At 37.4% G+C, this 22,719-nt stretch carries 25 protein-coding genes; 19 read left to right on the plus strand and 6 right to left on the minus strand.

Annotated elements, in window-relative coordinates; all coding sequences use genetic code 11:
- Nucleotides 1–68 precede the first annotated feature (68 nt).
- Entirely contained in the window at nucleotides 69–749 is a 681-nt protein-coding gene (locus tag PYW32_RS01255; protein ID WP_016176341.1) for a nuclease-related domain-containing protein, read from the minus strand.
- Nucleotides 750–949: 200 nt separating this feature from the next.
- Here PYW32_RS01255 and PYW32_RS01260 point away from each other — a divergent pair, with 200 nt between their 5' ends.
- Nucleotides 950–2,350, plus strand: coding sequence for an alkaline phosphatase (locus tag PYW32_RS01260; RefSeq protein WP_016176340.1), 1,401 nt, complete (start codon nucleotides 950–952; stop codon nucleotides 2,348–2,350).
- 84 nt (nucleotides 2,351–2,434) lie between these two features.
- On the opposite strand, the gene PYW32_RS01265 is transcribed toward PYW32_RS01260, so the two are convergent.
- Nucleotides 2,435–2,902, minus strand: coding sequence for a VOC family protein (locus tag PYW32_RS01265; RefSeq protein WP_016176339.1), 468 nt, complete (start codon nucleotides 2,900–2,902; stop codon nucleotides 2,435–2,437).
- A gap of 44 nt (nucleotides 2,903–2,946) precedes the next feature.
- Between PYW32_RS01265 and PYW32_RS01270 the strand changes: the two genes are divergently transcribed.
- A complete protein-coding gene (locus tag PYW32_RS01270) occupies nucleotides 2,947–3,297 on the plus strand; it encodes a DUF6176 family protein (RefSeq protein ID WP_211210813.1) in 351 nt (116 codons plus the stop codon).
- Nucleotides 3,298–3,385: 88 nt separating this feature from the next.
- A complete protein-coding gene (yghU, locus tag PYW32_RS01275; protein ID WP_016176337.1) occupies nucleotides 3,386–4,171 on the plus strand; it encodes a glutathione-dependent disulfide-bond oxidoreductase in 786 nt (261 codons plus the stop codon).
- Nucleotides 4,172–4,248: 77 nt separating this feature from the next.
- Here yghU and PYW32_RS01280 read toward each other — a convergent pair whose 3' ends face one another.
- Nucleotides 4,249–4,719: an RpiB/LacA/LacB family sugar-phosphate isomerase gene (locus PYW32_RS01280; protein ID WP_016176336.1), complete on the minus strand. Its 471-nt coding sequence runs from the start codon at nucleotides 4,717–4,719 to the stop codon at nucleotides 4,249–4,251.
- A gap of 103 nt (nucleotides 4,720–4,822) precedes the next feature.
- Between PYW32_RS01280 and PYW32_RS01285 the strand changes: the two genes are divergently transcribed.
- The 6 genes from PYW32_RS01285 to PYW32_RS01310 all read left to right on the plus strand — a co-directional run bounded on the left by PYW32_RS01285 (nucleotide 4,823) and on the right by PYW32_RS01310 (nucleotide 8,441).
- Entirely contained in the window at nucleotides 4,823–5,065 is a 243-nt protein-coding gene (locus PYW32_RS01285; RefSeq protein ID WP_016176335.1) for a histidine phosphatase family protein, read from the plus strand.
- Between the two features lie 141 nt (nucleotides 5,066–5,206).
- Complete coding sequence (locus PYW32_RS01290; protein WP_275066191.1) at nucleotides 5,207–5,338, plus strand: hypothetical protein; 132 nt, start codon at nucleotides 5,207–5,209, stop codon at nucleotides 5,336–5,338.
- A gap of 32 nt (nucleotides 5,339–5,370) precedes the next feature.
- Nucleotides 5,371–5,721, plus strand: a complete 351-nt coding sequence (locus tag PYW32_RS01295) for a hypothetical protein (RefSeq protein ID WP_016176334.1) — start codon at nucleotides 5,371–5,373, stop codon at nucleotides 5,719–5,721.
- A gap of 120 nt (nucleotides 5,722–5,841) precedes the next feature.
- Entirely contained in the window at nucleotides 5,842–7,632 is a 1,791-nt protein-coding gene (locus tag PYW32_RS01300) for a DUF2075 domain-containing protein (RefSeq protein ID WP_016176333.1), read from the plus strand.
- 5 nt (nucleotides 7,633–7,637) lie between these two features.
- Nucleotides 7,638–7,970, plus strand: coding sequence for a nucleotide pyrophosphohydrolase (locus tag PYW32_RS01305; protein ID WP_016176332.1), 333 nt, complete (start codon nucleotides 7,638–7,640; stop codon nucleotides 7,968–7,970).
- Between the two features lie 162 nt (nucleotides 7,971–8,132).
- Nucleotides 8,133–8,441 (plus strand): MGMT family protein, encoded by a 309-nt coding sequence (locus tag PYW32_RS01310; protein ID WP_016176331.1) that lies wholly within the window; start codon nucleotides 8,133–8,135, stop codon nucleotides 8,439–8,441.
- A 312-nt stretch (nucleotides 8,442–8,753) separates the two neighbouring features.
- Here the strand turns inward: PYW32_RS01310 and PYW32_RS01315 are convergent, their stop codons facing one another.
- From PYW32_RS01315 to coaA, 3 genes are all read right to left on the minus strand, one after another.
- Nucleotides 8,754–9,287: a GNAT family N-acetyltransferase gene (locus PYW32_RS01315; RefSeq protein ID WP_016176330.1), complete on the minus strand. Its 534-nt coding sequence runs from the start codon at nucleotides 9,285–9,287 to the stop codon at nucleotides 8,754–8,756.
- A gap of 175 nt (nucleotides 9,288–9,462) precedes the next feature.
- Nucleotides 9,463–11,028 (minus strand): glutamine-hydrolyzing GMP synthase, encoded by a 1,566-nt coding sequence (gene guaA, locus PYW32_RS01320; protein WP_016176329.1) that lies wholly within the window; start codon nucleotides 11,026–11,028, stop codon nucleotides 9,463–9,465.
- A 112-nt stretch (nucleotides 11,029–11,140) separates the two neighbouring features.
- Entirely contained in the window at nucleotides 11,141–12,064 is a 924-nt protein-coding gene (gene coaA, locus PYW32_RS01325) for a type I pantothenate kinase (protein WP_016176328.1), read from the minus strand.
- Nucleotides 12,065–12,229: 165 nt separating this feature from the next.
- Here coaA and PYW32_RS01330 point away from each other — a divergent pair, with 165 nt between their 5' ends.
- From PYW32_RS01330 to PYW32_RS01375, 10 genes are all read left to right on the plus strand, one after another.
- Nucleotides 12,230–12,835 carry a class I SAM-dependent methyltransferase gene (locus tag PYW32_RS01330; protein WP_016176327.1) on the plus strand — a complete coding sequence of 202 codons (606 nt, stop codon included), beginning with the start codon at nucleotides 12,230–12,232 and terminating at the stop codon, nucleotides 12,833–12,835.
- Between the two features lie 89 nt (nucleotides 12,836–12,924).
- Nucleotides 12,925–13,944, plus strand: a complete 1,020-nt coding sequence (locus PYW32_RS01335) for a LacI family DNA-binding transcriptional regulator (protein ID WP_016176326.1) — start codon at nucleotides 12,925–12,927, stop codon at nucleotides 13,942–13,944.
- Nucleotides 13,945–14,119: 175 nt separating this feature from the next.
- Nucleotides 14,120–15,421 (plus strand): pyrimidine-nucleoside phosphorylase, encoded by a 1,302-nt coding sequence (locus PYW32_RS01340; RefSeq protein WP_016176325.1) that lies wholly within the window; start codon nucleotides 14,120–14,122, stop codon nucleotides 15,419–15,421.
- 14 nt (nucleotides 15,422–15,435) lie between these two features.
- The gene (deoC, locus tag PYW32_RS01345; protein ID WP_016176324.1) at nucleotides 15,436–16,098 is read left to right on the plus strand and encodes a deoxyribose-phosphate aldolase; all 663 of its coding nucleotides are present in this window, start codon (nucleotides 15,436–15,438) and stop codon (nucleotides 16,096–16,098) included.
- 10 nt (nucleotides 16,099–16,108) lie between these two features.
- Complete coding sequence (locus PYW32_RS01350; RefSeq protein WP_016176323.1) at nucleotides 16,109–16,504, plus strand: cytidine deaminase; 396 nt, start codon at nucleotides 16,109–16,111, stop codon at nucleotides 16,502–16,504.
- Nucleotides 16,505–16,562: 58 nt separating this feature from the next.
- Complete coding sequence (locus PYW32_RS01355; RefSeq protein WP_016176322.1) at nucleotides 16,563–17,648, plus strand: BMP family lipoprotein; 1,086 nt, start codon at nucleotides 16,563–16,565, stop codon at nucleotides 17,646–17,648.
- 81 nt (nucleotides 17,649–17,729) lie between these two features.
- Nucleotides 17,730–18,794 carry a BMP family lipoprotein gene (locus PYW32_RS01360; protein ID WP_016176321.1) on the plus strand — a complete coding sequence of 355 codons (1,065 nt, stop codon included), beginning with the start codon at nucleotides 17,730–17,732 and terminating at the stop codon, nucleotides 18,792–18,794.
- A 197-nt stretch (nucleotides 18,795–18,991) separates the two neighbouring features.
- Nucleotides 18,992–20,530, plus strand: coding sequence for an ABC transporter ATP-binding protein (locus tag PYW32_RS01365; protein ID WP_102035483.1), 1,539 nt, complete (start codon nucleotides 18,992–18,994; stop codon nucleotides 20,528–20,530).
- Entirely contained in the window at nucleotides 20,523–21,656 is a 1,134-nt protein-coding gene (locus PYW32_RS01370) for an ABC transporter permease (protein WP_016176319.1), read from the plus strand. The genes PYW32_RS01365 and PYW32_RS01370 overlap by 8 nt, the downstream gene beginning before the upstream one ends.
- Complete coding sequence (locus PYW32_RS01375; RefSeq protein ID WP_016176318.1) at nucleotides 21,656–22,612, plus strand: ABC transporter permease; 957 nt, start codon at nucleotides 21,656–21,658, stop codon at nucleotides 22,610–22,612. Before PYW32_RS01370 ends, PYW32_RS01375 begins: the two co-directional genes overlap by 1 nt.
- Nucleotides 22,613–22,719: the final 107 nt, after the last annotated feature.

The raw sequence follows: 22,719 nt of genomic DNA on the forward strand, positions 1-22,719 counted from the left end.
TCCTTTTTTCGTATCTTGGTTATCCAGACACTAGGGGAGTTGGTGGAAGTAAAACAACGTGCCGGGTTTTAAAAATGAGTTACATTGTTTTTTATATTTTTGATGTGTTGTCGTTTGACTTTGTTGCTTTGATTGCTGTATTGCTTCAAGATAGCATAATAGCGATCGATGTCCTGCTCGGTATAAATGACCTGTTTGATTTCTTTGGTAAGTGTTCGTTTCAGCTTGCGACGTTTAATCACGATATGATCTTCTGCCTCAATTTTTTTTAACTTGGCTTGTTCACCAAAGACTACGATGGATGTGACCGAGATAGTTCCTAAGACTCTTTTCAGATATTTGATATGTGTGCGATTTTGCCAAATGGGATTATAAAATTTATTTTTAGTTTGATAAAGCACACTTGTCCAATACCGTGAGCGTGCATCGCCAAAAATCCAACCACTATAATTTTTACTTTCTAGTACATAAATACCTGATGGTGCAAGATAAATTAAGTCAATTTCTGTTGTGCCGTACTCTGTCGGCAAATAGACATTCGTCACAATTCTACTGTAACAAGGAACTTTTTCAAGTTCGAAGAAAATTAATCCTTCACCTAGAGCCCCTTTGTCTGTCAGAAATGTAATCAGTCCAACATCGCTTTCATATTTAAAAGCTGATTTTCGATAGTTTAAAATCAAAGGCAAGTAACGCAGAAAATGGATAGTTATGTATAGTAAAAAAATACCAATAAGATAGCTTTTCAAAATGTCCCTCCTTTCGACATACGTTGTCTATTGTACTATAAAAAAACGAATGATACTTAATTTTTTTGGAAATGTGTCAACTGTTGAATAGAATGAAAAATATACAAAATTTACAGCTTATTTACGAAACGTTGACGCCAATTTAATACTAGTTTGTTATTTTTAGTTATGTAAGAGACACATAGAGGAGGAAAAATGTAATGAAAAAGCGTATTTTAGGATTGGGTATCGCAAGTTGTTTAGCCTTAGGAGCAGTCGTTTCAACGAATGTTTTAGCAGAAAGTAGCGATAAAAAAGCAAAAGTAGCAACTACAGAGAACCATCCTAAAAACATTATTTTTTTGATTGGTGATGGAATGGGCGTTTCATATACCTCAGCATATCGTTATTTTAAAGAAGAAGGAAATCATAAAATCGCCCCTTCAACAGCCTTTGATCACTATTTAGTGGGACAACAAGCAACACATCCCGAAGATCCAGAAGAAAATGTGACCGATTCGGCTGCAGCAGCGACAGCAATGTCCGCAGGCGTGAAGACGTATAATAATGCGATTGCTGTGGATAATGATTTATCGGAAACACCGACTGTTTTAGAACGTGCGAAAGAATTAGGGAAGTCTACCGGTTTAGTCGCAACATCTGAAATTACCCATGCAACACCGGCTGCTTTTGGTTCTCACGATGAGTCTCGTAAGAACATGAAAGAAATTGCGGATGATTATTTTGATAATTTGACGGATAATCAGCAGACAGTCGATGTATTATTAGGTGGTGGATTGGATTATTTCCAACGAGATGATCGTGATTTAGTGAAAGAATTTGAAAAAAGTGGCTATAGTTATGTCGCAAACAAAGAAGAACTATTAAAAGACGATAATGCGAAAGTCTTAGGTCTTTTTGCACCAGAAGGGTTACCTAAGATGATTGACCGTGACAAAGAAACACCTTCTTTAGCAGAAATGACGACAGCAGCGATTGAACGGTTGAATAAAAATGATGACGGCTTTTTCTTAATGGTTGAAGGAAGTCAAATTGACTGGGCTGGACATAGCAATGATGTTGTCGGTGCGATGAGCGAAATGCAAGATTTTGAAGCGGCATTCGAAGCAGCCATTCAATTTGCTGAAAAAGACGGCAATACCTTAGTCGTCACAACGGCAGACCATTCAACAGGTGGATTTTCAATTGGCGCGAATGATGAATACAATTGGTTGACGGAACCACTTCACGCAGCGAAAAGAACACCCGACTTTATGGCGAATGAAATTTTAAATGGGGCATCTGCGAAAGAAGTTTTGGAAAAATACATTGACTTTGAGTTAACGAAAGAGGAATTAGCGACTGTCACAAAAGTTGAAAAGAGCAAAGAATTGGAAGAAATTGCCGGACCGATTCGCAAGATTTTTGATGCACGCTCCAATACAGGATGGACCACTGGCGGACATACAGGTGAAGATGTGAATGTGTATGCTTATGGGCCAAAATCAGAAGAATTTGCTGGAAGAATTGACAATACCGATCAAGCAAAATTGATTTTCAACTTATTAGAAGGCAAAGATGGCAAAGCGAAAATCAACGATAAAGATATTCCCAAAAATTAAATAGACAAAACATACTTGGAAAACAGCATTTGTTTTTCCAAGTATTTTTTTGTGATTGCAATTGCGTTTCGTTCAGGTACTATTTTAGATAGAGAGGTCTTGAGGAAGAACGCAATGAAAGAGTTTATTTTTTGAATGGTCCAACGGATGTTGGTAAAACAACGCTGGCGAAAAAGCTCCATCATCATTATCAAGGAGTTTATATCGAACAACATAAAAGGCATAGTGGTTGCTGCCGCCTGCAAAAGGATACGCATCTGCGTAAAGTTCAGAGACGCCTCTAGTCAGCAATTTTTTTCTTAAATGATCCACTTGTTGTTGGTCAGCTACTTGAAAAGCAAGATGATTTAAACCAATATGTTTTCTATGATACGGAGGCTGTTTGTAGGCTGCTTCGACTTGCACAAATACAATGTATTCCTTTTCAAATTGGTAACTAATACCATTGGGCCATTGTTGGTAAACGACAGCACCTAATTCGGCAAATAAAAAGTCATAAAATTGCTTTGTTTGCGCTAGATTACTGACGTATAGTTCAATATGATGAATCATCGTCTCACTCCTTTAGCACTAAGTATATCGGAAGAATGTAGGAAATGAAAATGAATGTAGAAATAACGCGCTTTAAAGTACGTGCAGGTAAACGGAAGCAAGTCGATGAATGGCTAGCTTTTTTAAACGAAAATATGTCTGAAGTATTGCTTACTTTGGAAAAAGAAAAAATGTATGTTGAAACGATTTTTCGTGAAGTTCTTGAGGGGCAAGAGTTTCTTTATTGGTATTCTGTCCAAGGTGACGGTGGACAAGAGGTGGAAGAATCGACCCACTGGATAGATAAAAAACATCTCGACTATTGGAAAGAGTGTATTGATCCAACCTTTGCACCTGTAAAATTGACTACAGAAGTTGTAATGATTCCCGATAATATTCGCCAAAAAATGCAGTGAGTCGTTACGTTTAGCAAATATAAAACGATTTCTTGTCTTAAAATTTGTAAATCGTTTATACTAATAGTACATCGAAGGAGGGAATTATATGTCAGAATACAACATCCCAAAAGTCTGGGAATGGAAGCAAGAAGAAAAGAATCAGTTTGGTAACCAACCTGTAGCAGGCAGCCGTTTTGAACAAAAACTTCCTGTAGGAGATAAATCACTACAAGTCTATTCATTAGGGACACCGAATGGCATGAAAGTCACTATCTTATTAGAAGAACTACGTGAAGCAGGCGTGGAAGATGCGCAATATGATTTATATAAAATTAATATTGGCGAAGGCGATCAGTTTGGTAGTGATTTTGTTAAAATTAATCCGAATTCTAAAATTCCAGCGATGATGGATTATTCAGGTGAACAACCAATTCGTGTTTTCGAATCGGTTTCTATCTTGTTATATTTAGCAGAGAAATTTGGCAAATTTATCCCAACAACACTAGCAGAGAGAACAGAATTAATGAACTGGCTATTTTGGCAAACAGGTGCAGCACCGTTTGTTGGCGGTGGATTTGGGCATTTTTACCACTATGCACCGTTTCCACAAGAATACCCGATTGACCGTTATACAATGGAAACCAAACGCCAACTTGATTTATTAGACAAACATTTGGTAGAGAATGCCTATATCAATGGTGAAGAGTACACGATTGCAGATATGGCACTTTGGCCTTGGTATGGCCGTTTAGTTCAAGGAGAATTATATGGTGGAGCAGCTGAATTTTTAAATGCCCAAGAGTATACGAATTTAAAGGCATGGGCCGATAAAATTGCAGAACGCCCAGCAGTGAAACGTGCGTTGGAAGCTGACTACAAACCAATTAAATAATCAAAAAATATCCGAACGCATGTTATCGTTCGGATATTTTTGTCTTCTGCTAATGGATGTCACAAGTTCTTCGTTTTTTATTTGCATTCATCTAAAGGTTTTAGATGTCTTTCAGAGATTTCTTTGACTTTGTTGACACGGCGAATATATTTTTCTTCAGCTAAGAAATCGGTTGTCATCCAGACATTGACAATTTCTAAGGCAATCGCCGATCCAATAATTTTGCCACCTAAACAAAGGACATTACTATCGGTATGTTCACGCGCTAATTTTGCACAAAAAGGGTCTTGGCAAACCACTGCGTCAATACCGTAAATTCGATTAGCAATTAAGGCACTACCATACCCTACACCATCTACAAAAATACCACGCTCTGCTTGACCTTCTGCTACAGCAACTGCTGCTGGATAGACATAATCTGATAAATCCGCTGCTTCTTTTGTATAAGGGCCCATATCTTCTACTTCATGCCCCATACTTGTCAATAAATCCATAATTTCTAATTTCAAATCTATTCCTGCATGATCACTCGCCATAATAATTTTCAAAAGAACAACCTCCTTTTTTCTTTTAGAGTACCATGTCGATGAAGGATTTGCTAGGTAAAAGAAGAAGGGAAATTTGATATACTGAAACAAAGGAGACGGTAAAATGAAACTATATTTGATTCGTCATGGAGAACCCGATTATGACCAAGTGACAGAGGCAAACTATAAAGGCTTTGGTCGAGATTTATCGCGATTAACAAGTGAAGGCATAAAGCAAGCACAAGCACATGCCAAACATCCTCTTTTCAACACTATCGAATTGTTGTTAGTCTCACCTTATACCCGAACGATGCAGACAGCGCTTGAACTAACGCGAGACAAAGACATACCCGTTTTAGTCGAATGAGGCCTGCATGAATGGTTACCAGATAAAACGGGAACGAAGTTAGAGAGACCCGAACAAGTCAAAACGGCTTACCATGACTATTTAAACGGTACACAGTTCTCTGATTTAGAATGTGAAAATAAAAGTGACGTGTATCAACGTGTGGAAAGTGTATTTCAACGTTATGAAAACGCAGGCTATACTAGTCTTGCTTGTGTGACACATGCAGAGGTGATTTGCGTATTAACTGGTGTGAAAAAAGTCGCGTATTGTGTTGTGTATACGTATGAATAGGTTAGCCTAGAAATGAAGGAGGAGGAAAATAAGTGAAAAAAATCAGCATATTCGTATTAAGTTTCGCTACATTATTACTCTTTTCAGGATGTCAGCAATCAGAAACTATAGAAGATACTGTTACCACCAATTCTGAACCTGCCATTTCACCGAAACAAAATGTTTTAGCAGACTTTGAAGAAGAAGCAACTATTAAAGAGACGATAGATATATCTACTTTGCAAATGGAATTAGAAACAGATAACGCCAATAAAAGAGTATTATTTTTTTCAACAGACAAAGGTCAAAAACGTTATAAAAGTATTTTTATCAAGCGAACAGAACGACTGAAAATTATCGATTTATCTGATGATAACATGTTATATAATCAAGAAATTCATTAAATAGGAAATGAATTTCTTGATATTTAGGCTTTATGTTGTTAGTAAAATTTCTGAAAGATTTGCGTTTTAGATTGGTAGAGGTTTTTTATTATTTTCTTTCAACTAAGGCTTTACAAGTGTATGATAAAATTAATTAATCCTTGGAAAGGAAGTGATTTTTTGGCAAATATATCTTCACCAATTATTTATGATTTTGAATATACAAAAGATGAAATATTAAATTTGGAAACCAAGATTTTAAATGAGACGCATGAAAAATACCTTTTACGTTATCCAACTGTATATATTGTAAATGATGGCGAGCAAAAAAATAATTACTCTATCTACATAGGAGAAACGACCAATATTAAACGCCGAACGCTTGAGCATTTATCAAATGAGTTACAGACAAGAGAAGATTGGCAAAAATTTGCTTCTTCAAAAAGTGCAAGAATGTTTGTGATAGGACATGATCATTTTAATAAGTCTTTAACTTTGGATATTGAGAATAAATTAATGCAATATTTATCAAGTGTAGATACTGTGCAATATGTGCATAATCGTCGAACGAATCAGCAACAAGAATATTTTTCTTCGGATAAAATGGAAGAAATTTTCTCGAAAATTTGGCGAAAATTACATCAAAGCAATAAAGAACTGTTTCCTTTAGAACGTGTGATTCAGGATTCTGCTTTATTTAAAGCCTCCCCCTTTCATAAATTATCCAAAGAACAATTTGAAGCTAAAGATCAAATTATTTTAAAAATTGAAGAAGCGTTAAATCGTAATAAAACTGGACAACTGATACTAGTCGGAGGAGAAGCCGGGTCAGGTAAGACGGTATTAATGAGCAGTTTATTTTATGATTTATTTCAGTTAGCTGGTGAAAATAGTGACAATCTTATTTTAAAAGGAAGTTCTCAGTACTTGCTAGTCAATCATGAACAGCAATTAAAAGTTTATCAGCAGATAGCTGAAAAATTAGGGATGTCATCAAAACAATCGGATAAAGTTGGCAAACCAACCTCATTTATCAATAATCATTCAGAAGAAGAAAAGGTAGATGTTATTATTGTTGATGAAGCACATTTACTTTGGACACAAGGAAAACAGTCTTATCGTGGTCAGAATCAATTAAAAGATTTGTTAGTACGTGCGAAAGTTGTAGTAGCTGTTTTTGATAATAATCAGGTTCTTTCACGAGAACAATATTGGGCTGAAGATGAGTTAGGTTATATTGTGAATCAAACGAATCTCTACGGCAATTACATTCATTTAGAAAATCAAATGCGAATCAACGGTAATGAACAAACTGTTGATTGGATTCGTCATTTGGTAGATCATCAAGAGATTAAAAAAATTCCACAAGATGAAAAGTATGATTTAAGAGTATTTGATTCACCAGAAAAAATGTTCCAAGCAATCAAAGAAAAAGCGAAAAATCAACATGCAGGTATTTCCCGTATGCTGGCAACGTTTGATTGGGAATATATCGATAAAAAAACGCCTAGTGATAGAGACTACTGGGATGTTTCGATTGGGGATTTTTCATTACCCTGGAACTTACAGTTACCACAAACTAAGGAATTGAAACGTAAAAATAAAAAACTAGCTTGGGCAGAGCAAGAACAAACTATTGGTGAGGTAGGTTCTACATTCACTATTCAGGGGTTTGATTTGAATTATGCGGGTGTCATTATTGGCCCTTCTGTGAAGTATCGTGACGGAAAAATTGTTTTTGATCGAGCAGCTAGTAAGAACAAAAAAGCTACACAACAAAGAACGATAAAAGATGAAAAAGTTTATTTATCCGATACGTTGCTTAAGAATGAATTGAATGTTTTATTGACAAGAGGTGTAAATGGCTTATATTTGTATGCGGTAGATGAGGCATTGCAAGAGAAGTTAATAGACGCAAAGAATGGAGTATGAAAAATATGAATGAATTAAGTTTGAAGAAAATTAATCAATTTCGCGATGATCGTAATTGGCGTCAATTTCATAATGAAAAAGATTTAGCGATTTCTATTTCTCTAGAAGCTTCCGAATTATTGGAACTTTTTCAATGGAAATCATCAGAAGAAGTTGTAGATCATAAAAGAGAACGAATCGAAGAAGAATTAGCAGATGTCTTAATTTATTCATGTATGTTAGCCGATAATTTAAATATGGATTTAGATGATATCATTGCTAAAAAATTAGAAAAAAACAATCAAAAATATCCAGTAAATAAAAGTTTTGGAAGTAATTCAAAATATGATGAGTTGTAAAAAATATAGAAAGAATTAAATGAGAAGGTATATTAAAAAATGGATAGGTTTCTATTATCTTTATAAATTAGAATCCTATCCGTTGTTTTATATGTTAGGTCGCATAAAAGTGTACAATAAATTTCAAGAAGATTCTTAGTACACTAGAAGGGGGACATATCTATGAAGCGCATCTTAAATGAAGATTTAATTTATGAAGTTCTTTCTGCTGTAGAAGAAATACCCAAGGGCTGTGTTGCTACATACGGGCAAATAGCTAGTTTGATTGGTAGAGACAAAAATGCCAGACTTGTTGGTAGAGTCCTTAGTATGGCTGAATATTATGGGAAGTACCCTTGCCATCGAGTGGTGAATCATGCCGGTCGCTTGGTTCCAGGTTGGGTTGAACAAGCCGAGTTATTACATAATGAAGGTGTTTTTTTGAAAGACACAGGGTATGTGGATTTGAAAAAATATCAATGGGAGTGTTGAGAAGCGGATATTTAGGTGAATCTGTATATAATACAAGTTTTTTCTGAGAGAAAATGCCAGACAATAAAAAAGAGTTAGGAATTTTTAACTACAAAGTTCCTAACGCTTTTTAGCTTAATTCCAATAATAAGTTCCTAATTTAGGTTATGTATACTGGTGCATTAAGGTCTTGTGTAAAGTGATTGTGATTAAATTACTTATTTTAGTAAGGTGTTTTAGGTGCGTGGATAAATCAAGTCTATTCATTAGTTGATGGGAGGACATATCTATACAATTAGAATTCAACTAATAGTAAAAATATTGTATTGGAGCTTACATATTTTTATATATCGAATATTGGCATTTTTTACAGTTTGAATTATCTGAAAATTTTTTGTATACAATTCCCTCATATTCGAAACCACTTTTTTTTAATACTCGCCCAGACTGTGGATTCATTGGATCATGAAATCCTTCTATTTTTTTTACAGCCGTATTCTCAAATAGATATGTAACAACTGCTGTAAGTGCTTCTGTCGTATACCCGTTAGACCACCACTGTTCACCAATTACATACCCAATTTCCATGATATTTTCTTCTTTATTGTAGTGTGTAACTGTGATAGATCCAATCAATGTCTCGCTAACAGAAAGTTCGATACCCCAGTCAAAAAAATTAGGATCAGAATATTTTAGCAATCTTTTAGAAATGCTTTTTTCGACTGAAGCAATATTTGAATGTGGTTCCCAAGTGAGGAAATGAGTTACTTTTTTATTTGAAGCCCAATTATTATACATCTGAATAGCGTCATTCAATTCAAATTTCCTTAAAATCAATCTTTCTGTAATTATGGTATGTGTTCCCATACTTATACCTCCTATAAGCCTAAAATATTCCAATCAATTAAACAAAGAAAATAAAAAAATCCCCGCTAAGAATTTTCTTTGCGGGAATCTATTTTATTTTTGATTGATAGTTATCTTTTTACACTAACTGAAAAGCTGTTAAAGCAAGATATATCGTTCAATTTATGTTTATGAATTATTCCCACTCCACTGTTGAAGGTGGTTTGCTCGTAATATCATACACAATTCGATTCACGTGTGCGACTTCGTTTACGATGCGAACAGAGATTTTTTGCAAGACATCCCATGGGACACGAGCAAAATCAGCGGTCATCCCATCGATTGATGTTACGGCACGGATACCAACTGTGTAGTCGTAGGTACGGCCATCGCCCATTACACCAACTGAACGGATACCTGGTAAGACTGTGAAGTATTGCCAGATGTCACGGTCTAAGCCGGCTGCGGCAATTTCTTCACGCAAGATAGCGTCCGAGTCACGTACGATTTCTAATTTTTCTTCCGTGATTTCGCCCAATACACGGATACCTAAACCAGGACCAGGGAATGGTTGGCGCCATACGATAGAGTCTGGCATACCTAATTCAGTACCTAATGCACGAACTTCGTCTTTAAATAATGTATCAAGAGGTTCAATTAAAGCAAATTGCATGTCTTCTGGTAATCCACCTACATTATGGTGAGATTTAATTGTTTGTGCTGTTTCAGTACCAGATTCAATGATGTCTGTATACAACGTACCTTGTGCTAAGAAGGCAACACTGCCATCGCTGGCAATTTTCGTTGCTTCGTCATCAAAGACATAGACAAATTCGTTACCGATGATTTTACGTTTTTCTTCTGGGTCAGAAACGCCAGCTAATTTTGATAAGAAGCGATCATGTGCATCGACTTTAACGATGTTTAGGCCAAATTTTCCGCCTAACATTTCCATTACTTGTTCTGCTTCGCCTTTACGTAATAGGCCATGATCGACAAAGATACATGTTAATTGATCACCGATAGCTTTTTGTAATAACACACCAACAACAGAAGAATCCACACCGCCGGATAAACCAAGCAATACTTTTTTATCGCCAACAGTTTGACGAATTTCTTCAATTTTCATGTCGATGAAGTTTTCCATGCTCCAGTCACCTGTACATTGACAAACATCTAATGCAAAGTGTTTTAATAAATCATTTCCGTATTCAGAATGACGTACTTCTGGATGGAATTGCACGCCATACATTTGGCGCTCGCTGTTTTGGATTGAAGCGATTGGGCAATCTTTACTTGTTGCTACTGTTTCAAATCCTTCTGGTGCTTGTGTTACTAAGTCACCATGACTCATCCAAACGGTTTGTTTTTCAGGAGTGCTTGCAAATAATTGAGCAGCTTTATCCGTAATTTCTAATTCCGCTTTTCCGTATTCTTTGTTTTTAGCAGGTTCAACTTTACCACCTAATTTGTAAGTGATTAATTGCATGCCGTAGCAAATACCTAAAACTGGAATCCCTAACTCAAAAATTTCTTCGTCAATACCAAAAGAACCGTCGTCATACACACTATTTGGTCCACCTGACAAGATGATTCCTTTAGGATTGATGGCTTTCACTTCTTCAGCAGTAATACGATGGCTCAATAATTCAGAAAAGACACCGAATTCGCGAATACGACGTGTAATCAGTTGGTTGTACTGGCTACCGTAGTCTAACACGATAATCTTTTCAACGTTTGGCAAGTTGTCAACGTTTGTCACAATAAATTACCCCTATTCTATTTGATTTATGAAAAATAAATTTTCAAACGAAAATGAACTGCCTCCATGATAAATGAGGCGTATGAAATTTGCAAAAACAATGGATTGATTCTCAATATTTTCTTAAAAAGACTTGGTCAATCTCATGATTTGCTGTTTTATGGAGAATAATATCTGCTCGACTCCGCGTTGGCAAGATATATTCCGTTAAATTCTTTAGATTGACATTTTTCCAAACCGATTGTGCCATTTCAAGGGCATCTTGTCGGTCGCCAATCGCGAACTTGTAATAATAATTAGTAGGATCTTGAAAAGCGGTATCTAAGAGTGATTCAAACCGTTCTAGATACCAGGTTTCAATCAATTTGGGTGCAGCATCCACAAAAATTGAGAAATCAAAGAAATCACTCACATAAATTTGTTGGTTTGCGGGTAGCTGTAACACATTAATTCCTTCGACAATCAGAATATCCGGTTGCGAAATAGTTTCAAACTCACCATCCACAATATCGTAGACTTGATGTGAGTAAGTGGGAATTTGAAGGTTATCTTCTCCAGACTTCACACTATTTAAAAATTGAATCAAACGTTCCATGTCATAACTTTCAGGAAACCCTTTGCGCTCCATCAAACCGCGCTCTAATAAGACACGATTCGGATGTAAAAAACCATCTGTCGTGATTAATTGAACGTTATGGCGTGGAAATAAGCGTGCTAGTAATGTTTGCACTAAACGTGCCGTTGTACTTTTACCTACCGCAACACTTCCAGCGATACCAATAATAAATGGTGGAACTTTGACATAACGATGTAAAAAAAGACCTTTACTTAACGTCAGTGATTCATACTCTTTCATGTATAAATGAATCATATGACATAAAGGAATGTAAACATCTTCTACGTCTTGCATGGAGATGCGGTCATTTAAACTTTTGATATTATCTAATTCAGCTTGTGTTAAGGGCATGTGTTCTCTTGTGTAAAACCCTTGCCATTCTTCACGAGGAATTTGATAGTAATTCATCTGTTCCTTCATCGGAAACCCCCTTCAATCACTCGAAAATAGTGTAACACAAAAACAGAAGGTCTTACAGAAGAAGTCGTGAAAAATACAAAATTCTCTTACAGAAAAGAAAAGATAGTTTACAAGGAATTTTTTTTCGGTATGATGGAAGAAAATAGATGATAAAAGAGGGACGACATGAGTAATCATTATTATAGTCAAAAACCAGATACCGCGCATGATTTTGAAGAGTGGGATTTTGAATTAAAAGGGAAGAAATTTCGTTTTGTGACCGATAGTGGTGTTTTTTCACGAGACACGGTAGATTATGGTTCTCGCGTGTTGATTGATGCGTTTGAATGGGACGAATTACCCGAAGGCACGATCTTAGATTTAGGCTGTGGCTACGGTCCAATTGGGTTATCTTTAGCGTATGCTAGTGGTCGTTTGGTGGAAATGGTGGATGTGAATGAACGTGCCGTTGATTTGGCACAAGGGAATGCCACACGCAACCAAATTGAGACGGTTGACATTCACACGTCCTATATTTACGAAGATTTACATCACGAAACGTATGCGGCGATTTTAAGTAATCCACCGATTCGTGCAGGGAAACAAGTGGTGCATGAAATTTTAACTGAGGCGTATCCGCGTTTGAAAACTGGTGGCACATTAACCATTGTGATTCAGAAAAAACAAGGTGCGCCAAGTGCACAAAAGAAAATGCAAGATACCTTTGGCAATGCAGAGATTATTAAAAAAGACAAAGGGTATTACATTATTCAAAGTGTGAAAGAAGACTAAGAAAATGACGACAATCGCAAATGATTGTCGTTTTTTTTCGCAAATTTTGCTAAACTGAGCTTGAGAATATAGAAAGAGAGGAGTAGGACATGAAGCTAACGATTCGACAAATTGCCGAAATGGCGGGTGTTTCGGTGACGACCGTATCACAAATTTTAAATAACAAAGGTAGTCGCTTTAGTGATGCGACCCGAAAAAAAGTATTAGATATTGTGAATGAGCATCAATACAAGCCTGATTTTTTTGCTTCGAATTTAATTACGCGTCATTCGAAAACAATCGGGATGATTGTTCCAGATGTCACGGATTTCTTTTTTTCCAAAATTGTTGAAGGTGCTGAAAGTTACATGAATCCGTTAGGCTATATGTTGATTTTATGCAATTCACATCAAAGTTTGGAAAAAGAAAAGCAATTGTTGCAACAATTGGCGCATCGTGCCGTGGATGGCATTTTATTAGCTACGCCCAATCAGTTACCTGAAGAATTTAATTTACAGAGTTCGTTCTATCATAAAATGCCAATGATTTTAATCGACCGTGGGATTAATCAACGTGAAGCAGGCCGTTTAATTGTCAAAGAATATGAAGGGGCGTATCAAGCGGTTAATTATTTAATTTCGCAAGGGCATCGCAAGATTGGTTTGTTAAAAGAAAAAACAGGCTATTATCAACTAGAAGAGCGCTACAATGGGTATCGTCATGCATTAAAAGACGCGGGGATTTCATTTAAACGTCATTGGGTGGTTGATGGTGAGTTAACAGTGGCTGGTGGGTACTTAGCGGCGAAAGAACTATTGCGCTCCAGAGATATTACCGCTATTTTTTGTGGCAATGATGCAATGGCTATCGGTTGTTACCAAGCGATTTATGAAATAGGGAAAAAAGTGCCAGATGATATTTCAGTCGTGGGCTTTGATGGCTTGAAATTGTCTTCCTATACAACACCGCCGCTGACGACAGTGATGCAACCAACTTTTGATATTGGGTTCACGGCAGCCAAATTTTTAGTGGATGCTATTGAGTTTCCAGAACGACGAATCCCAAATAAAATTTTTGATACAAAATTAATAATTCGTGAGAGCGTGAAGGATATTACAAACGTAAATTAAGGGGAAAAGAAAAGGCTTAAGTTTACGTTTGACAATTCATTTGTTGTCATGTATTCTTGTTTTTGAAAAGGGTTACAAAACGTATCAATGTTAAGTAAAACAGTTTACTAAAGTGTTTTACCTAATGGAAAAGTATTGTATAATAGATGAGATGTAGGAAGTGAGGTTCAAGTCTATGCGAATGGTGGATTTGATAGAAAAAAAACGCGATGGGGGCACATTGTCAGAAAAAGAGATTCAATATATTGTTAACGAATATACCGAGAATCGAATACCTGACTATCAAATGAGTGCATTGCTCATGGCGATTTTTTATGAAGACATGACAGATGAAGAGATTACGGCATTGACGTTAGCAATGGCAAATTCTGGTGAAGTGATTGATTTATCATCAATCGATGGTATTAAAGTGGATAAACATTCAACCGGTGGTGTGGGTGATACGACAACTTTAATTTTAGCACCGCTTGTAGCAAGTGTTGGCGTACCAGTAGCAAAAATGTCCGGACGTGGATTAGGTTATACCGGTGGAACATTGGATAAATTAGAATCTATTCCTGGTTTCCAAATTGAATTGTCAGAAGAGAACTTTATAAAACTCGTCAACGAAAGCCAAGTGGCGGTTATTGGGCAAACTGGAAATTTAGCACCAGCAGATAAAAAACTCTATGCCTTACGTGATGTAACAGCAACTGTGAATTCGATTCCGTTAATTGCTAGTTCAATTATGAGTAAAAAAATTGCCGCCGGTGCCGATGCAATCGTCTTGGATGTTACAACTGGTGATGGCGCATTTATGAAAAATTTAGAAGATGCCCGTCGTTTAGCACATACAATGGTACGCATTGGAAAACTAGCGAATCGTCAAACCATGGCTGTTATTTCAGATATGTCACAACCACTAGGTGAAGCAATTGGGAATAGTTTAGAAGTTGTCGAAGCGATTGAAACATTGCAAGGCAAAGGCCCAGAAGATTTAGTGGAAATGTGTTATGCCTTAGGAAGTCAAATGGTGGTTCTAGCGAAAAAAGCAGAGACTTTAGAAGAGGCGCGTCAGCTACTAAAAGAAGCGTTAGATTCAGGAGCAGCTTTAGAAAAATTCAAAGAGATGATTCGTAACCAAGGTGGAGACGCTTCGATTGTAGATGAACCAAACCGACTATTGACAGCGAAGTATGAACAAGCATTACCAGCAAAACAATCTGGTGTGATGACAAAATTAGTTGCGAATGAATTAGGAATTGCGGCTATGATGTTAGGCGCAGGACGACGCACGAAAGAAGATGCGATTGATCATGCGGTTGGTTTGAAATTGCATAAAAAAGTGGGCGAAGCCATTCAAGAAGGTGACGCATTGTTAACCATTTATAGCAATACAGAAGATATTGAAGAAGTAAAAGCCTTATTGTATCAATATATTGAAATTGGTGAAACTGGAGAAGAACCTCCGTTAATTCATGAAATTATTACAGAATAGGACGTGTAAAAAAGATGGAACTAAATCGAATGATGGACCATACTATTTTAAAAGCAGACACACCCAAATCAGAAGTTTTACGCATTATTGAAGAAGCGAAAAAATATCATTTTTATTCTGTTTGTATCAATCCAGTATGGGTTTCATTAGCAGCAGAAGAATTAAAAGGTGAACCTGTGTCCGTATGTACAGTTATTGGTTTCCCTTTAGGCGCGTCAACTACAGCAACGAAAGCTTTTGAAACAGAAGATGCTATCAAAAACGGTGCAGACGAAATTGATATGGTTATTTCAATCGGTCAATTAAAATCAGGCGACTACGAAGCTGTTCAAAATGATATCGCAGGCGTTGTTGCTGCTGCCAAAGATCGTGCATTAGTAAAAGTTATTCTTGAAACATGTCTGTTAACAGATGAAGAGATTGTCAAAGCTTGTGAATTAGCTAAAGCAGCAGGAGCAGATTTTGTTAAAACATCTACCGGCTTTTCGACTGGTGGAGCGGATGTGAATGATGTTCGTTTAATGCGTGAAACAGTGGGACCAGAAATGGGTGTCAAAGCTTCAGGCGGTATTCACAACGAAGCGCAAGCCTTAGCAATGGTAGAAGCGGGAGCAAGTCGTCTGGGAACAAGTGCTAGTGTGGCAATTATTTCAGGAGCCAATGGCACAGGCTATTAAGAGGTGGCAAATGAAAGCAAAAGAAGATTGGATTCAAACGGCCATCGATGCGTTAGATAAAGCGTATGTACCGTATTCACACTTTCCAGTGGGTGCCTGCTTAGTCACAAAAGATGGGAAAGCTTATCAAGGGCTAAACATTGAAAATGCGTCGTATGGATTAAGCAACTGTGCGGAACGGACAGCAATTTTTAAAGCTATTTCTGAAGGTGAACGAGAATTTCAACATTTAGTGGTAGCCGGACATACACCAGAACCAATTGCACCATGTGGCGCTTGTCGTCAAGTAATTGCTGAGTTTTGCCAAGCGGATATGCCCGTAACGTTGGTCGGTGATGATGGTGTAACCAAAGAAACAACTGTGGGAGAGTTATTACCGTATTCTTTCACGAACAAAGATTTATAAGAATTAACAGTCAGTGACTGTTGAAAATAAAACTATTTTAGTAGGGGGCTTTATACAGATGAAAAAAGCAAAATTATTTAGTTTTGGTGCTGTAGCAATGGCGAGCGCTTTGTTGTTAGGTGCATGTGGTAACGGAGGAAATAGTGCAGGTACAGATGGGTCTGACGGAGGAAATTCAGGAGACAAACCCGCAGCTACAATTGCGTTAATTACCGATACAGGTGGGGTAGATGACCGTTCATTTAACCAATCAGCTTGGGAAGGTTTCAAAGAGTGGGGCGATGAAAATGGTTTCTCTCGTGGTGCGAATGGCTACCAATATTTCCAATCTGCAAATGAATCTGATTATGTACCAAATATTGACCAAGCCTTAAATGCTGGTTTCAATACAATTTTTGGTATTGGTTATAAACTACAACCTGCGATTAAAGAACAAGCAGAATTAAACCCAGATACAAACTTTGTTATTGTCGATGAAGTTATTGATTTACCAAACGTTGCTTCAGCAACATTTAAAGATCATGAAGCTTCTTACTTAGCCGGAATCGCTGCTGCATACACAACAGAAACTGGAACAGTTGGTTTTATTGGTGGTGTTGAAGGGGAAGTTATCGACCGTTTTGAAGCTGGTTTTAATGCTGGTGTGGAAGCTGCTGCTAAAGAATTAAATAAAGAAGTCGAAGTGAAAAACCAATATGCTGGTGATTTTGCTGCGCCGGATAAAGGTCGTTCAATTGCACAAGGGATGTATGCACAAGGTGCAGATATTATCTTCCATGCTTCAGGTGGTACAGGAAACGGTGTCTTCCAAGAAGCAAAAGCTCGTAACGAATCTGGCGATGAAAAAGTTTGGGTAATCGGAGTAGACCGTGACCAAACAGCTGATGGTGATTACAAAAAAGATGGAAAAGATGAGAACTTTACATTAACTTCTACATTAAAAGGTGTGGGATCAGTATCAAAAGACTTGGCGCAAAAAGCACTTGAAGGTAACTTCCCTGGTGGAGAACATGAAGTGTATGGCTTGAAAGAAGATGGCGTGGGCTTAACAGAAGGTCAATTATCTGACGAAGCAAAAGCTGCTGTTGAGAAAGCGAAAGAACAAATTATTGCTGGTGAAATTGAAGTGCCAGAAAAACCTTAATTTTAAATTCATTCAGTCATTCTTTGTTTTATAAAACAAAGAATGACTGATGTTCAAGTCTACAGGGGGATATACAAAACAATGAGAAAAACAAAATTATTTAGTTTAAGTGCTTTAGCAGTTATCGGTGGCTTGTTATTAGGAGCTTGTGGCAACAATGGAAAAGAATCATCTGCGAGTAAAGAAAAACCAGCAGCGACAATTGCATTGATTACAAATGCTGGTGGGGTAGATGATCGTTCGTTTAACCAAGCCGCTTGGGAAGGATTTGAAGCATGGGGAGAAGATAATGGTTTTTCTCGTGGAAATAATGGCTATCAATATTTCCAATCAAACAATGAAGCAGACTATGTACCAAATATTGATCAAGCCTTAAATGCTGGTTTCAATACTATTTTTGGAATTGGTTACCGTCTAGCACCAGCGATTGAAGAGCAAGCAACAGCGAATCCAGAGACGAATTTTGTCATGGTTGATGAAGTGATTGACTTACCTAATGTAGCATCGGTTACCTTTAAAGATCACGAAGCTGCCTATCTAGCAGGAGTTGCAGCAGCCTATACAACAAAAACAGATAAAGTTGGTTTTGTTGGTGGGATTAAAGGCGAAGTTATTGGTCGTTTTGAAGCAGGTTATAATGCTGGTGTGAAAGATGCAGCCAAAGAATTAAATAAAAAAATTACAGTAGAAAACCAATATGCGGGTGATTTTGATGCACCTGATCGTGGTCGTTCGATTGCTCAAGGAATGTATGGTCAAGGCGCAGATGTGATTTATCATGCTTCAGGCGGAACAGGTAGTGGCATTTTCCAAGAAGCCAAAGCCCGTAACGAAGCAGGTAGTGACAAAGTTTGGGTTATTGGTGTTGACAGTGACCAAGCAAGTGAAGGGGAATACCAAAAAGATGGTCAAACAGAAAACTTCACGCTAACCTCTACTTTAAAAGGTGTGGGAACAGTTGCTCATGATTTAGCTCAAAAAGCGTTAGACGGAGAATTTCCAGGTGGACAACACCAAGCATATGGTTTGAAAGAAGATGGTGTGGATTTAACAGATGGCAATCTATCTGATGAAGCCAAAGCTGCTGTCGAACAAGCGAAAGAAAAAATTATTGCTGGTGACATTGAAGTCCCAGAAAAACCTTAATTAAAGAATACTCAATCATCACCTGATCAAAGGTGATGATTGTCTTCTGTTTTTTCTTTCAAAAGAGCTTTTTTCAATAAAAAGTTCTTTTGAGAGAACAAACTCTCTAATTTTATTAGCGATTATTGATTGTAATTGTACCAGGTTACTTGAAAAGGGATGTGAGAATTGTGACAGAAGAAAAATTTGCCATAGAGATGCGCAATATCACCAAAAGTTTCGGAACATTCAAAGCAAATGATCAAATCAATTTGCAAATTCGAAAAGGTGAAATTCATGCATTGCTTGGTGAAAATGGGGCTGGAAAGTCCACGTTAATGAATGTCTTATCAGGTTTATTAGAGCCAACTTCCGGCGAAATCTTAATGAATGGTAATGTCGTGAACATTTCTAGTCCGACAAAAGCGAATCAGTTAGGAATTGGAATGGTTCATCAGCATTTTATGCTTGTCGATGCCTTTACGGTGACAGAAAATATTATTTTAGGAAACGAACCGAGTCGTTTAGGTAAATTGGATCGTAAAAAAGCACGTGAAGAAATCAAAAAAGTTTCTGAACAATATGGCTTATCTGTTGATCCAGATGCGTATATTCGTGATATTTCGGTCGGTATGCAACAACGGGTGGAGATTTTAAAAACACTTTATCGTGGTGCCGATATTTTAATCTTTGACGAACCGACTGCCGTATTAACTCCCCAAGAAATTGATGAGTTAATCGAAATTATGCGAGGGTTAGTGCGTGAAGGGAAATCGATTATTTTAATCACGCATAAATTGGATGAAATTAAATCTGTTGCAGATCGTTGTACGGTTATCCGCCGTGGTCAAGGAATTGGCACTGTGGATGTGAAGGATGTATCTTCTCAACAATTAGCCGATATGATGGTAGGTCGTGCTGTTTCTTTCAAAACAGTGAAAAAACCAGCTGCTCCACAAGAATTAGTTTTATCTATTCAAGATTTAGTCGTGAAGGAAAATCGTGGTCTTGAAGCAGTGAAGCATTTGAACTTGGAAGTTCGTGCAGGGGAAGTTTTGGGAATTGCCGGTATTGACGGAAATGGTCAATCAGAGTTAATTCAAGCAATTACTGGTTTACGTAAAGTAGAAAGTGGAAAAGTTATTTTATCAGATAAAGATATTACCAACTTACGTCCACGTAAAATTACCGAATCTGGTTTAGGTCACGTACCAGAAGACCGCCACAAATATGGTTTAGTGTTAGATATGACATTAGCTGAAAACATTGCTTTACAAACGTACTATCAAGAACCATTTAGCAAAATGGGTGTCTTGAACTATTCAGAAATGAACTACAACGCAGAAGATTTAATCAAAGAATTTGATGTGCGTACAGTAAATGAATTAGTACCCGCTAAAGCATTATCTGGTGGGAATCAGCAAAAAGCGATTATTGCCCGCGAAATTACGCGCGACCCAGATTTATTAATTGTTGCAAACCCAACACGTGGGTTAGACGTTGGTGCGATTGAATTTATCCATAAACGTTTAATTGAACAACGTGATCGTTTTAAAGCAGTCTTGCTAATTAGTTTCGAGTTAGAAGAAATCTTGAATGTTTCCGATAAAATTGCTGTTATCCATGATGGTCAAATCGTTGGTACAGTAACACCAGAAGAAACAAGCGAACAAGAATTAGGTCTATTGATGGCCGGCTATTCACTTGAAAAAGCAAGAGCAGAATTAGCGCAACAGGGGGTGGCGACAAATGAATGATCGCAATGAAAAAATTCGCAATCTATTAGTGCCAATTTTATCCGTTGTTATGGGATTGGTTTTAGGCGCAATTATCATGGCTGCCTTTGGGTATAACCCAATTGTGGGGTATCAATCAATGTTGAACGCAGCTTTAGGTACGCAACGTGGAATCGGTGAAACCCTACGTCAGGCAACACCGTTAATCTTTACAGCCTTAGGTTTCTCGGTTGCCAATTCAGCAGGTTTCTTTAATATCGGGTTATCTGGACAAGCATTATGTGGGTGGATTGTCAGTGTCTGGACAGCGTTAGCCTTTCCTGACCTACCGAAATTAATCTTATTGCCATTATGTGTCATTTTAGGTGCGGCTGCTGGTGCGGCTGCGGCAGCAATTCCAGGGATGTTGCGTGCATTCTTTGGTACGAGTGAAGTCATTGTAACTATCATGATGAACTACATCTTGTTATATACAAGCACGTTTATGTTGCAAGATGTGATGCCAGAAAGTTTCCGTTCAAGTTTAGATTCAACGAATGCTATTACGCAAAATGCAAGTTTGCGTTTACCATGGTTAACACAATTCTTTGGTGGTTCTCGTGTAAGTGGCGGGTTATTCTTAGCCTTGATTATGTTAGTTCTTGTATGGTTCTTAATGAAGAAAACTACACTTGGTTTTGAAATTCGTTCTGTAGGGTTGAACCCATTTGCATCAGAATATGCTGGGATGAGTAGTAAACGTACAATCATCTTATCTATGATTATTTCTGGTGGATTAGCTGGTTTAGGCGGGGTTGTTGAAGGTTTAGGAACTTACCAAAACTTCTTTGTTCAAACAACATCTTTAGCTATCGGATTTGATGGAATGGCGGTTTCCTTATTAGGTGCTGGTTCTGCGATTGGTATTTTCTTATCCGCGATTTTATTCAGTATCTTGAAAATCGGTGGTTTGGGTATGCAGACAATTGCTGAAATTCCATTTGAAATTGTGAATGTGTCAATTGCTTTGATTATCTTCTTTGTAGGAATTAACTTTGTTATTCGCTTAGCGATGGCAAAAATCTTACCAGATAAAAAACAAGTAGAAATTGTCAAAACGATTGAAACAAAACCAAATGATCAAAGTCAAGAAGGGGGCGAATTATAATGTCAACAGTAGGCTTAATTGCATTGATTTTAACATCTACCTTGGTTTATTCAACGCCTTTGATTTTGACTGCATTAGGGGGTACTTTTTCAGAGCGAAGTGGTATTGTCAATGTAGGTTTAGAAGGTATTATGGTCATGGGTGCATTTAGTGCAGTTGTTTTCAACCTTTCAATGGCGGATCAACTAGGCGCATGGACACCATGGGTTGCGATTTTAGTCGGTGGTGGTGTCGGCGTACTCTTTTCACTACTACATGCCGTGGCAACTATTAGTTTTCGTGCAGACCACATTATTAGTGGTACAGTAGTCAACTTAATGGCACCAGCGTTAGGGGTCTTCTTGATTAAAGTCCTTTATCAAAAAGGTCAAACAGACAACATCAGTTATAACTTAGGGTATTTCTCATTCCCTGTGTTAAAAGATATTCCTGTTATCGGAACAATTTTCTTTAAAAATACGTTTTTACCAGCTTACTTAGCGATTTTAGTGGCAGTGTTAGCTTGGTATATTATTTACAAAACACGTTTTGGTCTACGTTTACGTTCGGTTGGGGAAAACCCACAAGCAGCAGATACATTAGGCATTAACGTATACAAATTCCGTTATGCTGGCGTATTAATTTCTGGTTTATTAGGTGGAATGGGTGGTGCGATTTTTGCACAATCAATTTCAGGGAATTTCTCAGCTGGTACGATTGTCGGTCAAGGGTTTATCTCGATGGCGGCAATGATTTTTGGTAAATGGAATCCACTTGGAGCCATGGGTGCTGCGTTATTCTTTGGTTTTGCACAAAGTTTAAGTATTATCGGGGCACAGTTGCCAGTGATTTCGTCTATTCCTCCAGTATTATTACAAATTGCGCCATATTTATTAACCGTGATTGTATTAGTCCTATTCTTAGGAAAAGCTTCTGGACCAAAAGCAGGCGGAAAGAACTATATCAAATCAAAATAACTTTTCATCAAGAAGGGTGGGGCGAAGGGACAAAGTTCTTCGTTCTGCCCTTCTTAGTTAAAATAAATAGAAAAGTAGTATATGATAGAAATGAAATTAGTTTGAGG

The sequence above is a fragment of the Enterococcus saccharolyticus subsp. saccharolyticus genome (genome assembly GCF_029023825.1).
Classification (GTDB): domain Bacteria; phylum Bacillota; class Bacilli; order Lactobacillales; family Enterococcaceae; genus Enterococcus_F; species Enterococcus_F saccharolyticus.

Coding starts and splice junctions, on each gene's coding strand:
- yghU (WP_016176337.1), top strand. CDS start 3,386: ATGTCAGAATACAACATCCCAAAAGTCTGGGAATGGAAGCAAGAAGAA.
- PYW32_RS01360 (WP_016176321.1), top strand. CDS start 17,730: ATGAGAAAAACAAAATTATTTAGTTTAAGTGCTTTAGCAGTTATCGGT.
- PYW32_RS01375 (WP_016176318.1), top strand. CDS start 21,656: ATGTCAACAGTAGGCTTAATTGCATTGATTTTAACATCTACCTTGGTT.
- PYW32_RS01265 (WP_016176339.1), bottom strand. CDS start 2,902: ATGATTCATCATATTGAACTATACGTCAGTAATCTAGCGCAAACAAAG.
- PYW32_RS01370 (WP_016176319.1), top strand. CDS start 20,523: ATGAATGATCGCAATGAAAAAATTCGCAATCTATTAGTGCCAATTTTA.
- PYW32_RS01305 (WP_016176332.1), top strand. CDS start 7,638: ATGAATGAATTAAGTTTGAAGAAAATTAATCAATTTCGCGATGATCGT.
- PYW32_RS01365 (WP_102035483.1), top strand. CDS start 18,992: ATGCGCAATATCACCAAAAGTTTCGGAACATTCAAAGCAAATGATCAA.
- deoC (WP_016176324.1), top strand. CDS start 15,436: ATGGAACTAAATCGAATGATGGACCATACTATTTTAAAAGCAGACACA.
- PYW32_RS01270 (WP_211210813.1), top strand. CDS start 2,947: ATGAAAATGAATGTAGAAATAACGCGCTTTAAAGTACGTGCAGGTAAA.
- PYW32_RS01310 (WP_016176331.1), top strand. CDS start 8,133: ATGAAGCGCATCTTAAATGAAGATTTAATTTATGAAGTTCTTTCTGCT.
- PYW32_RS01300 (WP_016176333.1), top strand. CDS start 5,842: ATGATAAAATTAATTAATCCTTGGAAAGGAAGTGATTTTTTGGCAAAT.
- coaA (WP_016176328.1), bottom strand. CDS start 12,064: ATGAAGGAACAGATGAATTACTATCAAATTCCTCGTGAAGAATGGCAA.
- PYW32_RS01335 (WP_016176326.1), top strand. CDS start 12,925: ATGAAGCTAACGATTCGACAAATTGCCGAAATGGCGGGTGTTTCGGTG.
- PYW32_RS01350 (WP_016176323.1), top strand. CDS start 16,109: ATGAAAGCAAAAGAAGATTGGATTCAAACGGCCATCGATGCGTTAGAT.
- PYW32_RS01260 (WP_016176340.1), top strand. CDS start 950: ATGAAAAAGCGTATTTTAGGATTGGGTATCGCAAGTTGTTTAGCCTTA.
- PYW32_RS01355 (WP_016176322.1), top strand. CDS start 16,563: ATGAAAAAAGCAAAATTATTTAGTTTTGGTGCTGTAGCAATGGCGAGC.
- PYW32_RS01330 (WP_016176327.1), top strand. CDS start 12,230: ATGAGTAATCATTATTATAGTCAAAAACCAGATACCGCGCATGATTTT.
- PYW32_RS01285 (WP_016176335.1), top strand. CDS start 4,823: ATGAAACTATATTTGATTCGTCATGGAGAACCCGATTATGACCAAGTG.
- PYW32_RS01315 (WP_016176330.1), bottom strand. CDS start 9,287: ATGGGAACACATACCATAATTACAGAAAGATTGATTTTAAGGAAATTT.
- PYW32_RS01340 (WP_016176325.1), top strand. CDS start 14,120: ATGCGAATGGTGGATTTGATAGAAAAAAAACGCGATGGGGGCACATTG.